Source organism: Bradyrhizobium sp. AZCC 2230, assembly GCF_036924495.1.
Lineage (GTDB): Bacteria > Pseudomonadota > Alphaproteobacteria > Rhizobiales > Xanthobacteraceae > Bradyrhizobium > Bradyrhizobium rifense.
Genome location: NZ_JAZHRS010000001.1, coordinates 8,070,353 through 8,084,284, shown reverse-complemented (window position 1 = coordinate 8,084,284; position 13,932 = coordinate 8,070,353). Strand labels below are relative to the sequence as shown.

The 13,932-nt window shown below is 63.6% G+C and carries 17 protein-coding genes; 7 read left to right on the top strand and 10 right to left on the bottom strand.

What is annotated here, in order from left to right; genetic code table 11:
* Positions 1 to 36 precede the first annotated feature (36 nt).
* From V1280_RS38500 to V1280_RS38485, 4 genes are all read right to left on the bottom strand, one after another.
* Entirely contained in the window at positions 37 to 1,197 is a 1,161-nt protein-coding gene (locus V1280_RS38500; protein ID WP_334535818.1) for a winged helix-turn-helix domain-containing protein, read from the bottom strand.
* A 115-nt stretch (positions 1,198 to 1,312) separates the two neighbouring features.
* Positions 1,313 to 1,567 carry a hypothetical protein gene (locus V1280_RS38495; protein ID WP_334535817.1) on the bottom strand — a complete coding sequence of 85 codons (255 nt, stop codon included), beginning with the start codon at positions 1,565 to 1,567 and terminating at the stop codon, positions 1,313 to 1,315.
* A 121-nt stretch (positions 1,568 to 1,688) separates the two neighbouring features.
* Entirely contained in the window at positions 1,689 to 1,934 is a 246-nt protein-coding gene (locus V1280_RS38490) for a hypothetical protein (RefSeq protein WP_334538514.1), read from the bottom strand.
* Between the two features lie 246 nt (positions 1,935 to 2,180).
* Positions 2,181 to 3,602 carry a caspase family protein gene (locus tag V1280_RS38485; protein ID WP_334535816.1) on the bottom strand — a complete coding sequence of 474 codons (1,422 nt, stop codon included), beginning with the start codon at positions 3,600 to 3,602 and terminating at the stop codon, positions 2,181 to 2,183.
* A gap of 522 nt (positions 3,603 to 4,124) precedes the next feature.
* Here V1280_RS38485 and V1280_RS38480 point away from each other — a divergent pair.
* Complete coding sequence (locus tag V1280_RS38480; RefSeq protein WP_334535815.1) at positions 4,125 to 4,766, top strand: OmpA family protein; 642 nt, start codon at positions 4,125 to 4,127, stop codon at positions 4,764 to 4,766.
* A 91-nt stretch (positions 4,767 to 4,857) separates the two neighbouring features.
* Positions 4,858 to 5,205, top strand: coding sequence for a hypothetical protein (locus V1280_RS38475; RefSeq protein ID WP_334535814.1), 348 nt, complete (start codon positions 4,858 to 4,860; stop codon positions 5,203 to 5,205).
* 6 nt (positions 5,206 to 5,211) lie between these two features.
* Here the strand turns inward: V1280_RS38475 and V1280_RS38470 are convergent, their stop codons facing one another.
* Positions 5,212 to 6,474, bottom strand: coding sequence for a phospholipid carrier-dependent glycosyltransferase (locus tag V1280_RS38470; protein ID WP_334535813.1), 1,263 nt, complete (start codon positions 6,472 to 6,474; stop codon positions 5,212 to 5,214).
* Positions 6,475 to 6,679: 205 nt separating this feature from the next.
* Between V1280_RS38470 and V1280_RS38465 the strand changes: the two genes are divergently transcribed.
* Together V1280_RS38465 and V1280_RS38460 are read left to right on the top strand one after the other, a co-directional pair.
* Complete coding sequence (locus V1280_RS38465) at positions 6,680 to 7,381, top strand: FecR family protein (RefSeq protein WP_334535812.1); 702 nt, start codon at positions 6,680 to 6,682, stop codon at positions 7,379 to 7,381.
* A gap of 2 nt (positions 7,382 to 7,383) precedes the next feature.
* Positions 7,384 to 8,520 (top strand): hypothetical protein, encoded by a 1,137-nt coding sequence (locus V1280_RS38460; RefSeq protein ID WP_334535811.1) that lies wholly within the window; start codon positions 7,384 to 7,386, stop codon positions 8,518 to 8,520.
* Positions 8,521 to 8,640: 120 nt separating this feature from the next.
* Here V1280_RS38460 and V1280_RS38455 read toward each other — a convergent pair whose 3' ends face one another.
* From V1280_RS38455 to V1280_RS38445, 3 genes are all read right to left on the bottom strand, one after another.
* Complete coding sequence (locus tag V1280_RS38455) at positions 8,641 to 9,129, bottom strand: VOC family protein (RefSeq protein ID WP_334535810.1); 489 nt, start codon at positions 9,127 to 9,129, stop codon at positions 8,641 to 8,643.
* 26 nt (positions 9,130 to 9,155) lie between these two features.
* On the bottom strand, positions 9,156 to 9,584 hold the full coding sequence (locus tag V1280_RS38450; RefSeq protein ID WP_334535809.1) for a VOC family protein: 429 nt from the start codon (positions 9,582 to 9,584) through the stop codon (positions 9,156 to 9,158).
* 129 nt (positions 9,585 to 9,713) lie between these two features.
* Positions 9,714 to 10,229, bottom strand: a complete 516-nt coding sequence (locus V1280_RS38445) for a cupin domain-containing protein (RefSeq protein WP_234681915.1) — start codon at positions 10,227 to 10,229, stop codon at positions 9,714 to 9,716.
* 127 nt (positions 10,230 to 10,356) lie between these two features.
* Here V1280_RS38445 and V1280_RS38440 point away from each other — a divergent pair, with 127 nt between their 5' ends.
* A complete protein-coding gene (locus V1280_RS38440) occupies positions 10,357 to 10,575 on the top strand; it encodes a CsbD family protein (RefSeq protein ID WP_334535808.1) in 219 nt (72 codons plus the stop codon).
* Positions 10,576 to 10,632: 57 nt separating this feature from the next.
* On the opposite strand, the gene V1280_RS38435 is transcribed toward V1280_RS38440, so the two are convergent.
* Together V1280_RS38435 and ggt are read right to left on the bottom strand one after the other, a co-directional pair.
* Entirely contained in the window at positions 10,633 to 11,097 is a 465-nt protein-coding gene (locus tag V1280_RS38435; protein WP_334535807.1) for an FKBP-type peptidyl-prolyl cis-trans isomerase, read from the bottom strand.
* A 72-nt stretch (positions 11,098 to 11,169) separates the two neighbouring features.
* Positions 11,170 to 12,756 carry a gamma-glutamyltransferase gene (gene ggt, locus V1280_RS38430; protein WP_334535806.1) on the bottom strand — a complete coding sequence of 529 codons (1,587 nt, stop codon included), beginning with the start codon at positions 12,754 to 12,756 and terminating at the stop codon, positions 11,170 to 11,172.
* 198 nt (positions 12,757 to 12,954) lie between these two features.
* On the opposite strand from ggt, the gene trhO reads away from it, so the two are divergent.
* Both trhO and V1280_RS38420 read left to right on the top strand, forming a co-directional pair.
* Entirely contained in the window at positions 12,955 to 13,722 is a 768-nt protein-coding gene (gene trhO, locus V1280_RS38425) for an oxygen-dependent tRNA uridine(34) hydroxylase TrhO (RefSeq protein WP_334538513.1), read from the top strand.
* Positions 13,712 to 13,930, top strand: coding sequence for a SlyX family protein (locus V1280_RS38420; RefSeq protein WP_334535805.1), 219 nt, complete (start codon positions 13,712 to 13,714; stop codon positions 13,928 to 13,930). Before trhO ends, V1280_RS38420 begins: the two co-directional genes overlap by 11 nt.
* Positions 13,931 to 13,932: the final 2 nt, after the last annotated feature.

Here is a 13,932-nt window from a genome sequence, read left to right as displayed (position 1 = left end):
GCTCGCGCAGCGGGACCGTAAAGTGTTGGCCTGCCTTCACTCCGCCAATTGAAACCGCTCAAAACGACCAAGCTCATCCTCGATCTTCTGCTTGAGCTCCTTCCGCCCCGTCGTCTTCTTGCCCTGCCCGAGCCAGGTCCATTTCTGCATCAAGACCTTCTTGGCCTGCCGATCGGTCTTGAGATCGAGCGCGGCAACGATCTCGTCGCCGACCAGCACGGGCAGTGCGAAATAGCCGAGCTTGCGCTTGGCCTTCGGCACATAGGCCTCGAACAGATGGTTGTAGCCGAAGATGAGATTGGTGCGCTTGCGCTGGATGATCAGCGGATCGAACGGCGACAGGATGTGGACGAGATCTGGCGACACCTCATGCTGCTCAAGCGCCGGAGGCGCGGCCCAATGCTCCTGCTTGCCGGCGCCCTCGATCGCGACAGGCAAGAGCTCGCCGCGGCGGACGCGCGCGGCGATCAGGCTTGCTACCGCCTTCTTGCTCGGCGCATCGAGATGGCAGATCGAATCGAGGCTGACGACACCTTGCGAGCGCAGCGCGCGGTCGAGCAGATAGGCCGTGATCTCCCTGGCCGACGCCGGCTTCGGCAGCTTGTCCCAGCCGAAATGCCGCGTCATCAGATCATAGGTTTTGAGCATGCCCTGGCGCGCGCTGACGGTCGCGACGCCGGTGTAGAAGGCAAGCTGAAGCGCCCGCTTCGATGGCTTGCGGCTCTGCCACAGATGCTCCTTCTCGGTGAGCACGTCGTCCTCGATGTCGCGGATCGTCAGCGGGCCGGCCCGCAACAGCCGCATCACCTTGCGCGTGTCGGCCGGCGTCACCGAGGCATACCATCTATGCCCCTCGCGCTTGTGCTCGCGCATCGCCGGCAGGAAGAAGCGAAAATCGTTCGACGGCACGTAGGACAGCGCATGGGTCCAGTACTCGAACACGCTTCTGTCGACACTCTGGGCATGACGCAGATCGGCGCGGAGATAGGAAGGGATACGGCTGAACAGGATGTGGTGATGGCAGCGCTCGATCACGTTGATGGTGTCGATCTGAACATAGCCGAGATGGGCGATCGCATCAGCCACGGCCTGGGCGCCCTCCCCGAACGGCGCGCGCGTGTCGAGTCGCTGGGCGCGCAGCCAGATCTGCCGGGCCTGTGTCGTCGGGAGCGGAAGGGGTTTTGGTGCGCGGGACATTGCGAGAGGCAATGTAGCGGGATTCGCGCCAGGAAAAAGAACTGGTGAAGGGACGCGGCAAGGAAAAGCCGCGCTGCCATCTGCTGACAGCGCGGCTGGAGACTGAGGCCGAGGACTACTTCATCATCATGGCCTTCTGCGCCTTCATGTAGTGCATGCAGGCGCCCTTCATCTTGCCCGTACTCATGTCGGTGTTGGCCATGGCCATCTCCTTGTTCGCGGCCGTCTTGGCGGGCGTGTCGGCGGTGCCGCCCATCGTGGCGGCCGACTTCATCATGTTATCGCTGGTGCACGCCATCATCGCGGCGGATGCGGGCGAAACTGAAAGGGCGAAAGCGACAAAGGCTGCGGCGGTGAGCACGGTCTTCATCGAAAAATCTCCTTGAGCAAAACGAAACCGGCGTCATGCCGGCATTCGCAATACGTATCCTCTGGTGAGAACGTTTCGCGGAGAAGACAATTTTCTTGCTGCAATGCGAAGCGACACGGCCTCAGCGGCCGTCCTTCGGCGCCCCGGGCCGGTCACTGACGCTGCCGGTGGCAATGTCTGGCTCGCATGCGGCCCTGCCCCGGCCCTCCGCCTGGCAGCGATAGACGCTGCCGGTGAGGCGGTCGACCAGCCACATGTTCTCGTCGGTCGGAGCTCCGAGGCCGACATAGCGGGAGGTCAAGCCCGTGATCAGCGTCGAGAGCAGGATCGCCACCGCAATCATCGCCGCGCCGATATAGATGGGCATGGCGTTCAGAGACACGGTCCGATCCGGCGGGCCATTGCGATAGAACTGGTAATCACTCGGCCTCGGCACTGGATGGAACTCGGCTCCCTCGTCCGCGATGTCTGATGAAGGGGTGTCTGCTAGGCGTGCATCTGGCCGATTTCTTGTTCGCGAGCAGGCCATGCGGCGACGGCTTTGCGACCATCGATGTGCGCGGGTTTCCAAAGCAGAAGCGGCCCGGATCGGGCCGCCTTTTCGTTCTGCCACTCAGCGGCGGCCGAACAACCCGCCCATCATACCACCGAACAGACCGCCGGGGCCGCTCATCGGACCGCCACCGCCACCACCGCCGCTATATTGGCGCCGGCCGCCACCACCTGAGGACCGGCGACGCGCCGGCTCATCGTCCGCCTGCTCCTCGGAGGAGGCCGCGCGGGTCGAGACGATCTCCGACAACAGCGCCTTGTGCTGGAGCTTGTTCAGATAGCCGGTCGCAGGATAGCCGCGTGCCGCCTGCCACCGCTTCATCACGGAACGGCTCTCGTCGTCGAATTTGCCCGTCGTCTTGACGTCGAAGCCGAGCCCGGTGAGGCGGCGCTGCACATCACGGCGCTGGCTCTTGTCCAGACCGATCTGGTCCTCGGACACCTGATTGGCTTCGTCGGTAAACGTCGCGGGATCGATCCCGGCCGAGAGGTTGCGGGTGGTGTTGGACGGTCCATCCTGCAACGCCGCGATGCGAGCGAGCGCGATCGATTTGAACGTGCCGTTCGGATAGTTGGTGAGATAGGCGTTGAGCTCTTCCACCTTGTTGGTGTCCTTGATCGAGCGCCAGAACTCGAGCTCGATGTCGGAGCCTTGCCTGGTCGCGGACGACACCGGCGCGTTCGATGTGTCGGTCGTGGCCACAGCGGGCGTGTTAACCGGATTGAGATAGACGTTGCCGGTGAGGTTGGTGTGCCCCCAGGGCAATTGCCCCTTGTTGGTCTCGTCGCTGACCTGGGCGCGAACCTTGGTCATCGCCTGCTGGATCTCGATCCCGGGCTGGGCAATGTTGGCGACCAGCGCGCGGGTGAACGGGCTGTTGGTGCCAGCCTCGCCGTCGAGCGCGGTCTGGCCGGGGCCGGTGGCAAAGGCAATCAGCGTGCCTTCGCCCGACTTCATCTCGGCAAGGCCGGTCTGCACGTTGACGGAACGCGTGGCCTTGGCCGACCGGATCTTTGCCGCGAACGGGTTATCACGACAGGCGTCCAGGAACACGAGCTTCACCTTCGCATCCGACATTGTCTGGTCGAGCGTGAGATCGACATTGATCGCCGCGCCGAGCTTGACATCCATCTCTGACTTCAGGTCGGCGTCGATCGGCAACAGGTAGTTGACGCCATTCACGGCAATGCCATGGCCGGCATAGAAGAATACGGCGACATCCGCACCCTCGCTCTTCTTGCCGAACTCCAGGAGCTTTGCGGTCATGGCGTCGCGGGTGAGGTTGGCGCCCTCGACGACATCGAAACCGACGTTGCGCAGCACCCTGGCGATAGACTTGGAATCGATTGCGGGGTTAGGGAGCTGCGGGACATTCTTGTAGGCGGCGTTGCCGACCACAAAGGCGACGCGCTTGTCCGCGAGAGCCGCGTTGCCGCTGACAATGAATGCGACGATTGAAATTGCTGCGATCAAGAAGCGCATGATCATTCTCCCCTGATCCAAACTTCTTCGATGCTCTCGGATCAGCTTGAGCCGATCCGATGAGAACAACCTGATCCAGTTCACGACGAAGTACTGTGATCTGGATCACCCGGGGATTTCTGCTGCTCGAACCGAGCTGAGAGACGCTGCGACGGTTGCTTTTCAGGCTGCTAACGCAGCGGGCAACAACGGCTGGCGACGAGCAATAACGGCAGATTGTACCCGCATCGGCCGTGAGTCCAGCGGTTCGCGGGAAACGATCTCGAAAAGACGGACAGGATTTGCACGCTGCTTTCGAGAATCGAATGAGACAGCGTTACTTCCTGAGGCGGGCCTTGTGCAGCACCGGCGGTAGGCCGCTGCCGCTAGCTGGATGCCATGGATGCCGACCGGCACTGGCGCTAAGATGCGCGTGGAATTGTGGCCGGTTCTGAATGTGACCCGCATCACATCAGAGCCTTTGAACCTTCCCTATGCTCGCAGCATCAAATCGCCATCAGGCGTCACAGCGAGGATACGACAATGACCCATTTCAATAAGTTTTTTGGACTGAAGGCGATCACGCTCACGGCCGCGCTGTCGTTGACGGCGGGTCTGGCTTTCGCCGGCGACACCAACATCTCCACCAACCAGATCCTGGATGCATTGAAGCCCAAGCCGATCACCCGCGGCCTTTCCGCCGGCCCGCAGGCCGATCCGACGGCGCAAGCCAAGGAAGCGTCCTTCCTCAACACCGTGCGCAACCGGCAGACACGTTCGCTGTCGATGGGCGAGCGCGATCAGATCGCCGAGCTGGCGTCGACCAAGCCGAACATCGATCTGGAGATCCAGTTCGACTACAACTCTGCCGACATCGCCAAGACCTCGGTGCCGTCGGTGCAGGCACTCGGCAAGGCGCTGTCCGATCCGTCGCTGAAGGGCTCGACCTTCGTGGTCGCCGGCCACACCGATGCGATTGGCACCGAAGAGTACAATCAGGGGCTCTCCGAACGGCGCGCCGACACCATCAAGAAGTACCTGGTGCAGAACTACGGCCTCAACGGCACGGATCTCGTCACCGTCGGCTATGGCAAGACCAAGCTGAAGGACACCGCCAACGGCGCCGACCCGATCAACCGCCGCGTCCAGGTCGTGAACATGGACACCAAGACGGCGTCGAAGTGATCGCCACATCGACAGACCGCCTGCCGCGCAAGCGGCGGGCGGTGCTCGCTTAAGCGGAGCGGACGTTGGATATTGATTCGGGACGGATCACATGAAGACGCAAGCTTTTGGAATTGCCGTCGCAACCCTTTTCCTGACCGTGTCGACCCTGCCAAGCCGGGCAGACGACACATCCACGGCGCCGAGCTCTGCGCCCGCCGCCGCCCCCGCGCAAGCCGCGCAGCCTCCGGAGAGCGTACCGCGCCCGGCAATCGTTCCGAAGACCGCCGAGCCAGTCGCGCCACAGGCAACGACGGAGCCCGCGCCGCGGGCGCCGCCACGGCGATACGTCCATCGCCATCACCGCCGCTACGCCTATTGGCAGCCCTTCCCGGTCTACTGGCCGCATGTCTACCGCAGCCACATCGTCTGGAACCGGATTCCGTGGTTCAGATTCTGATCGGTATCAGATCCAGCTCTGAAACAGCATCAGCCGGTTGAACGTCTGCATCGACGTGCCGATGAAGGCCGCTGAGATCGGCAGCATCACCACAAAGCCGAACGCGGCGATGCCGACATAGGCCCACAACAGCCAACGTGGCAGGCCCTCTCTACGCAGCACATAGACCAGCGCGAGCGAGGCCGCGGTGGCGGCCGGCAGATAATAGTAGATGAAGCCTAGCGTGCGCGGCAGCAGCGCCCAGGCGAGCCAGGGGCCGAAATAGAACGCCGCGATCAGGAAAGCATCCCAGCGACGCGCGACGATGAAGTCGCGCAATACCACGACGAGCGCGAGCAGCGCCGGCCACAGCACCAGCGGATTGCCGAGGAAAACGACCGCCGCGACGTTATCATCATTGGTCTTGTCGAACAGGAACCACACGGGCCGCGCCAGCAACGGCCAGGACGGCCACGAGCTCATATACGTATGGCCGGCGATCGCGGTGTTGGTGTTGTCGGCAAAGATGCGGCGCTGCGCCTCGATCAGATCCGGCAGCGACAGCCCGTAGAGCGGAACGAAAGCGGCAAGATAGGTCACGGCCGGTAGCAGCGCAAAGCAGAGCGCGGCATGATGTGCTCTGAACTCTGGCCAGAGATCGGGCCGATACCAGTCGCTTGGCTTGGCGTCGGCAAACAACGTGTGCCAACCCTGCATCAGGCGGATCACCGCCACGATGACGATGCAGACACCGAGTGGAAACAGGCCGCTCCATTTGCAGGCTGCAGCGAGACCGAACAACGCACCCGCAAGTGCGAACAGCGCCTGCGGTCGCTCTCGTCGAAAGCCGTGCATGAAAGCGGCGATGGCGAGCAGACCGAAGCCGAGTGCAAAGATGTCGAGCATCGCGATGCGCGCCTGCACATAGAGCATCTGGTTGAACGCCGCGATCAGCGCTGCTGCGATCGCGGGCCCTTGCGATCCGAACAGCGCGAGACCGCAGAGATAGATCGCGACGATCGCGAGCGCACCGAACAGCGTCGCCGGATAGCGCCAGCCCAGCGCATTGTCGCCGAAGGCTGCGATCGATGCTGCGATCAGCTCTTTCGCCAGCGGCGGATGCATCGGATTAAGCATCGGCTGCGACGGCGAGGAGCCCAGCATCTGCCGCGCCGCCGGCACGTAATGCACCTCGTCGAAGACGAATTTATCCGGCGTCGCCAGCCCGATCAGCAGCGCTATATGCGCAGCTAGGAAGATCGCGACAGCGATCACTGCGCTTCGCGACAATCTCGGAACCGCCTGTGCTTCAAGCGACTGCTGTGGGGCTATTTTGCGTGGCAAATGTGCGTCACCGCGAATAAAAAATAACTCAGCCGATCCATTGAACGCATTCTGCCGCAACTGTCACTAAGCTAACGCTCGTCTCGCGCCGCTTGTGATAATTCTACCACAACACAGGCATGCGCGATCAGGGACTTCGATCGGGTACGATATGAATTTGCGTTTTCTGCTTTTCCCTGCACTGCTGTCGGCCGCACTGTGCGCGGCCACTTGCGCGCAGGCCCAAACGCGCGTCGGCGAAGCCGTCCTGGTTCAGAACGAAGTGGTGCGCGTCGCCGCGACCACGTCGCCGATCAGCGTCGGCGACAGCATGATGCGCGACGAGACCGTACGCACCGGCGCCGACAGCGCAGCGCGCTTCGTCATGGCCGACAGCACCAATCTGTCGCTCGGACCGAGCGCCACGCTGAAGCTCGACCGCACCGTCTTCAACGACGAGCACAGCTATCGCGACGTCGCGATCCGCATGGCCACCGGCGCCTTCCGCTTCGTCACCGGACATTCGGAGAAGACCGCCTACAAGATCACGACACCGCTCGCGACCATCGGCGTTCGCGGCACCACACTCGACATCCTGTCACGGCGCGGCCGCTCGGTCGTCGTGCTTCAGGAGGGCGCGGCCAGCGTCTGCACGCTGAACTTCCAGTGCATCCAGCTCACCCAGCCGGGCGACACCGCGGTCATCACCTCGACCGGCGGCAAGGTCTCGATCACCAAGACCAACACGCCGCCCTGGACTTTCGCCGCCAACTGTGCCGCGAATGCGGGGCTGTGCGCTGTCAACCAATATGCCGACGCCTCGCCGACCATCACGCCCGCCGTCCATGACGACGGCATGCTGTGCGGGCGCTGACGATGGCGCAGCTCGGCTTCACGAGGCTTGTGCTGGCGCGCGCGTTGAGCGCAACCGCCTTGCTTGCACTGTTCGCGTTTGCACTCGACGTCCGGCCGGCCGCTGCGCAGTCCACCTGCGAGTTCGATTGCAGCGAGCCGCGACCCTACCCATCGCCCACATACTCGCCCTCCCCCGCGCCAAGTCCGTCTCCGTCTCCATCGCCGGCACCCAGCCCGTCTCCATCGCCGAACCCGACGCCGACCGGCTCGGATTCGAGCGGAAACTCGATCGGTGGCCTCGCCAACCAGCGCTTCAACCAGATGATCACCAACCGGGTGCTCGGTACGGTGCTGCTCGGCGTCAACGAACAGGTCAATTGCAGCGACTGCGTCAGCGCGTTCGGCTCCGCCGGCTCATTCTCGGCCGGCATCCACGGCCGCAAGGAGCTGACGCCTAATCTGTCGCTGCTCGCCGGCCTGGCCTACACGCAATACAGCGAGGGCGGCTACAACATCACCAGCGCACCGATCGGCGCCTTCGCGCTGCGCTATGATTTCACCGATTGGGGCTCGTCGCGTCCATTCTTCGACGTCGGCACGATCCTGACGCCGTGGGAGAAGGCGCGCTACACCCGCAGCTACAACACCAGCCTCGGCCCGGTGAGCGTGACGAGCTCGACCAACGCCGCGAACTACGCGGTCTATGGTCGCGCCGGCTGGATGAGCCGAGTGTCACCGCGCGACGAGGTCGCGGCCTCCGTCGAGGTCTGGCAGCTCTGGCAGCGCGTATCGGGCTATGCGGACAACACGGTCGCGTTCAATCCGTTCGACGCCAGCATTGCGACCGGCACCGACCGCACCAGCCTCGTCAAGATCGGCGGCCAGTGGACCCATCTCTTCGCCGGCAACATCGAGACCAACGTCAATGGCGGCTGGGTGCAGTCGTTCGCCAGCCACAGCGGCATCGTCGCGACCGTGACCGGCGACGGCATGGTGGTGCCGACGATGGGCAACCAGGGCTGGTTCGAATATGGCGGCCGCCTCGGCTTCCGCGTGCAGAAGGGCTGGATCGTGGACCTCTTCGCCAACGGCACGCTCGGCCCGCAGCCGGTCGGCAACACCATTCATGGCGGCGTGGGACTGAGGATTAATTACTAACGCCGAGCACGGTCTCGTAGGGTGGGCAAAGCGGAAAGCGTGCCCACCACCTCTCTCAACTGCAACAGACGGTGGGCACGGCGCTGTCGCGCCTTTGCCCACCCGGCACCTGTGTAGGCCTCACGCCGCCGACTTGCCCTCGAACGCACGCCGCAAGACCTCCACATCCAGCTTCACCATCTTCATCATGGCCTGCATCGCGCGTGCGGCGGCGGCTTTGTCGGGGCTCGACAGGAAGTCGAACATCACCTTCGGCACCACCTGCCAGGACACGCCCCAGCGATCCCTCAGCCAGCCGCACTGCTCTTCCTTGCCGCCATGGGCGAGGAACGCATTCCAGACGCTGTCGACCTGAGCCTGGTCATCGCAATGGATCATCAACGAGATCGCGTGCGTGTACTCCATCTTCATGCCGCCGTTGAGCGCGACCAGCGGCTGCCCGGCCACCGTGAACTCGACGACCAGAACAGAGCCTGTCTTGCCGGACGGGCCGTCCGAAACGTTCTGCTGAACGTGCGTGATCGCCGAGTTCGGCACCAGCGAGACGTAGAACTTCGCGGCTTCCTCGGCATCGCCGTTGAACCACATGCAGGGCACGAGCTTGGACATTGCGAATGCTCCTCTTCAGCTTTCAATCACGCGTTGGCCATGGCGGGCTTCGGGGGGACCGCTGCCATGTCCAGCCAGTTCACGCCCCACATGTGACCATCCGGATCTTCGAAGCTGCGCCCGTACATGAAATCGTACTCGTCAATTGGGCTGGGATCGGCCACCCCGCCCGCCGCCGCGGCCTTGCCGACGATATCGTCGACCTCGTTGCGGCTGTCGGCGGACAGGCAGAACAGCGCCTGGTTCGAGGTCTTCGCATCGGCGATCGGCTTCGGCGTGAAATGACGAAATTTGTCGTGGGTCGTCAGCATGACGTAGATGGTCTCGGAAATGACCATGCAGCTCGCCGTGTCGTCGCTGAATTGCGGGTTCCTGGTGGCGCCGATCGCCTCGTAAAAGGCGGTCGCACGCTTGAGATCGGTCACCGGCAGATTGAGGAAAATCATCCTGGGCATCGGAAGCTCCTTGGGCGGGTTCTGCCCAAGGACGGATGGCTGGGCCGCCATCCGACATGGCTTCCGAAATATTTTGTGCCCTATGACCTGCGGGGTTCTGTCGCACCGAACCCCGCGCGGTCTTCAGCCTTACTTCTTCTCGTTCGGATCCCGATGGACCGGATCGATCCACAGCACGGTCTCGGGCTTCTCGACCGGCTCGATGTCGAGATTGATCGCGACCGCCTCGCCGTCGCTGCGCACCAGCACGCATTCAAGCACCTCGTCGCGGCTGGCGTTGATCTCCTGATGCGGAACGTAAGGCGGCACGAAAATGAAATCGCCGGGTCCGGCCTCGGCAGTGAATTGCAGGCTCTCGCCCCAGCGCATCCGCGCCTTGCCCTTCACCACATAGATGACGCTTTCGAGATGGCCGTGATGATGCGCGCCGGTCTTCGCATCCGGCTTGATGCTGACCGTACCCGCCCACAATTTCTGTGCGCCGACGCGCGCGAAATTGATCGCGGCCGCGCGATCCATGCCGGCCGTCGACGGCACGTTGGTATCGAGCTGGTTGCCGGGAATGACCCGCACGCCGTCATGTTTCCAGCGGTCATCGTGATGATCGTGGTCATGGTGCGAATGCGAATGGTCATGGCCGGTCATGGGACTTGCTTTCTGTTGGTTCCGTGCGCGGCAAACTAACCAAAGCCGCGACATCAAGCCATACCAAAATAGGAACGCTCGCACGCGTCAGGTGTTGTCCCGGCGAGCAAACCGGAAGGAGAGTTTCATGGGTAGCACGAGCGACAAGATCAAGGGCACCACCAACGAAGCCATCGGCAAGGCCAAGCAGGGCATCGGTGAAGCCACCGGTTCCGAGCGCCTGCAGGGCGAAGGCGCGGTCCAGGAGGTGAAGGGCAAGGGCCAGAAGGCCATGGGCGACGCCAAGGATTCCGCAAAGGAAGCGATCGATCGCGCCGCTGCGGCGGCACGTCGCGCGGCGGAGTAACGCGCGCAAGACAGAAATGAAAAGACCGGCCGAAAGGCCGGTCTTTTTGTTTGCCGCTCACTTCACCGCGAGCAGTTCCACATCGAACATCAGCGTCGCGTTCGGCGGGATCACGCCGCCGGCGCCGCGGGCGCCGTAACCGAGCTGCGGCGGGATGATCAGCGTGCGCTTGCCGCCAACCTTCATCGTGGCAACGCCCTCGTCCCAGCCGGCGATGACGCGGCCCTTGCCGATCGGGAATTCGAACGGCTCGTTGCGATCGACGGACGAGTCGAACTTCTTGCCCTTCTGGCCATTCTCATAGAGCCAGCCGGTGTAATGCATCACGCAAATCTGGCCGGGCTTCGGCGAAGCGCCGGTGCCGACGAGGCTGTCGATAGTCTGCAAGCCTGAAGCTGTGGTCATGGGTTTTCCTGCGGTCTGGGCCGATGCCGTGGTGGAGACGAATGTCGACACGCTCGCGATCACGGTGATCGCGAGTGCCGACATGATGGCGAGGAGTGCGCGCTGAAAACGCTGCATAGAACACCTTCCGTTTGGGGCGGAAGGTGTCTAGCGCAATGCGGCGGTCGTTTCCAGCCCTCGGGGCTTCGATCAATAGCCGAGCGCGCAGCCGTCCTTGCGCGGATCGGAACCGCCGGTAAGCGTGCCCTTGTCCCAGTCGATCCAGATCGCCTGAGCACCGCCGAGCGGGCCGACCACGCTGGTGGTCTTGTGGCCGAGCTTCTTGAGGCCCTCGACGATATCGGCCGGCACGCTGTCCTCGAGCTGGTACTGGCCCTCGTAGTGCAGGCCGCGCGGCATGTCGATGGCTTCCTGCACGTCGCAACCATAGTCGAGGATGTTGGTCACGATGTGGGTCTGGCCGACTGGCTGATACTGGCCGCCCATCACCGCGAACGGCATCACCGAGCGGCCACCCCTGGTGAGCAGGCTCGGCATGATCGTGTGCAGCGGACGCTTGCCGCCGGCGATGCAGTTGGGATGACCCGGCTGGATGCGGAAACCTCCGGCGCGGTTCTGCAACAGCACGCCGGTCTTGTTCGAGACGATCGCCGAGCCGAAGGAATGCGCGATCGAATTGATGAACGAGCAGACGTTGCGATCCTTGTCCACGACCGTGATGTAGATGGTCGAAGGATTCATCGGCGGCGCGACGTTCGGCAGGTCAAGCATGCCGTCCATGCGGATCTTGCTGATGTACTCGTCGGCAAACCCCTTCGCGAGCATCTCGGCGACATCGATCTTCATGTGCTCGGGGTCGGCGACATGCATCTCGCGGTTCATGTAGGCGATGCGCGCGGCTTCGGCTTCGAGATGGAAACGCTCGACGCTGAGCGGCGCGTATTTCGTCAGGTCGAAGCGCGACAGGATGTTGAGCATCAGCAGCGCGGTGACGCCCGGACCGTTCGGGGGGCACTGCCAGACGTCGTAGCCCTTGTACATGGTGCCGATCGGCGTCGTCGTCTCGGTGGTGTGCGCGGCGAAATCGTCGAGCGTGTGCAGGCCGCCGATGCCGCGCAGGGTCTCGACCATGTCCTCCGCGATCGCGCCCTTGTAGAAGGCGTCGCGGCCGTCCTTGGCGATCGCGCGCAGCGTCTTGCCGAGCTCGGCTTGGCGGATGACGTCGCCGGCCACCGGCGGCTTGCCGCCTGGCAGCAGGTAACGCACGGTGTTGGTGCCGCCCTTCAGCTTTTCGAACTGGTTCTTCCAGTCGAAGGCGATGCGGGGGGCGACGACGTAGCCTTCCTCGGCCGCCTTGATCGCGGGCTGGAGCAGCCGGTCGAAGCCGAACTTGCCGTGGTCGCGCAGCACGGTCGCAAACGCATCGATCACGCCGGGGATCGAGACCGCATGGGCCGAGGTCAGCGGCACGGAATTGATCTTGCGCTCGAGATACCAGTCGGCGTTGGCCGCCTTCGGCGCCCGGCCGGAGCCGTTATAGGCGATGATCTTGCCCTCGCCGCGCGGCTGGATCAGCGCAAAGCAATCGCCGCCGATGCCGGTCGATTGCGGCTCGATCACGCCGAGCACGGCAGACCCCGCCACCGCCGCGTCCACCGCCGTGCCGCCCTCGCGCAGCACCTCGATCGCGGCAAGAGATGCCTGCGGATGCGAGGTCGCGACCATCGCGTTGGTGGCGTGGACCGTGGACCTGCCGGGGAAATGGAAGTTTCTCATCGAAGTTTTGCTCTCTCAGGGGCGTCTAGGCGAAGTCTTGGGGCGCGTGTTGCGCCCGTCTCGGAAAAACCGGGCCTTCATGACACATTCAGGGCCGCCCGGGCAATGCTGGCATACCAGGGAAATGGCTGCCATTCGCTGGGAATAGAGCTGTCGGTTGCGGGTTTTCCGGGCGCCGGCCGCCTGCTAAACGGGCGCATGATTTACAAGGTCTGCGCCTTCTACCAATTCGCCGCCCTGCCCCATTACCGCGAGCTGCGCGAGCCGCTACGCGCGTTCTGTGCTGGGCTGGCGCTGAAGGGGAGCGTGCTCTTGGCCCAAGAGGGCATCAACGGCACGATCGCGGGCGCGCCGGATGCGATCGACGCCTACGCCCACGAGCTCGCGCATGGCGTGATGTTCGGCGGCAGGCTCAACAATCTCGAATTGAAGTTCTCGACTGCCGAGGCGATGCCGTTCGGCCGGCTCAAGGTGCGGCTGAAAAAGGAGATCGTTACGCTTGGCGATGCGGCCGCCGATCCGACCCGGCAGGTCGGCACCTATGTCGAGGCCGCCGAATGGAACGCGCTGATCGCCTCGCCCGACACGCTGGTGCTCGACACCCGCAACGCCTTCGAGGTGGCGATGGGGACGTTCGAGGGCGCGGTCGACCCTGACATCAAGAGCTTTGGCCAGTTCAAGGAGTTCGCCGCCGAGAAGCTCGACCCCGCCAAGCACCGGCGTATCGCGATGTTCTGCACCGGCGGCATCCGCTGCGAGAAGGCGAGCGCGCATCTGCTGGCGCGCGGCTTTGCCGAGGTCTACCACCTCAAGGGCGGCATTCTGAAATATCTGGAGCAGGTGCCGGAGGCGCAGAGCCGCTGGCGCGGCGAATGTTTTGTGTTCGACGAGCGCGTCGCCCTTGGCCATGGCCTGCGCGAACGAGGCCTGCGCGAACAGGAATTGGAGCACGCACGTGACGAATGACATCAAGACGCTCGCCGAGCGCATCGACACGCTGGAGACGCGTCTTGCCTATCAGGACGACACCATCGAGACGCTGAACCAGACCATCACCGCACAGTGGAAGCAGATCGATGTGCTGACGCGGCAGCTGGCGCAGCTCAACGAGCGACTGCAGGAGACCGAGGCGAATGCGCCGGGCCCTGGCAATGAGCGCCCACCGCATTATTGAGT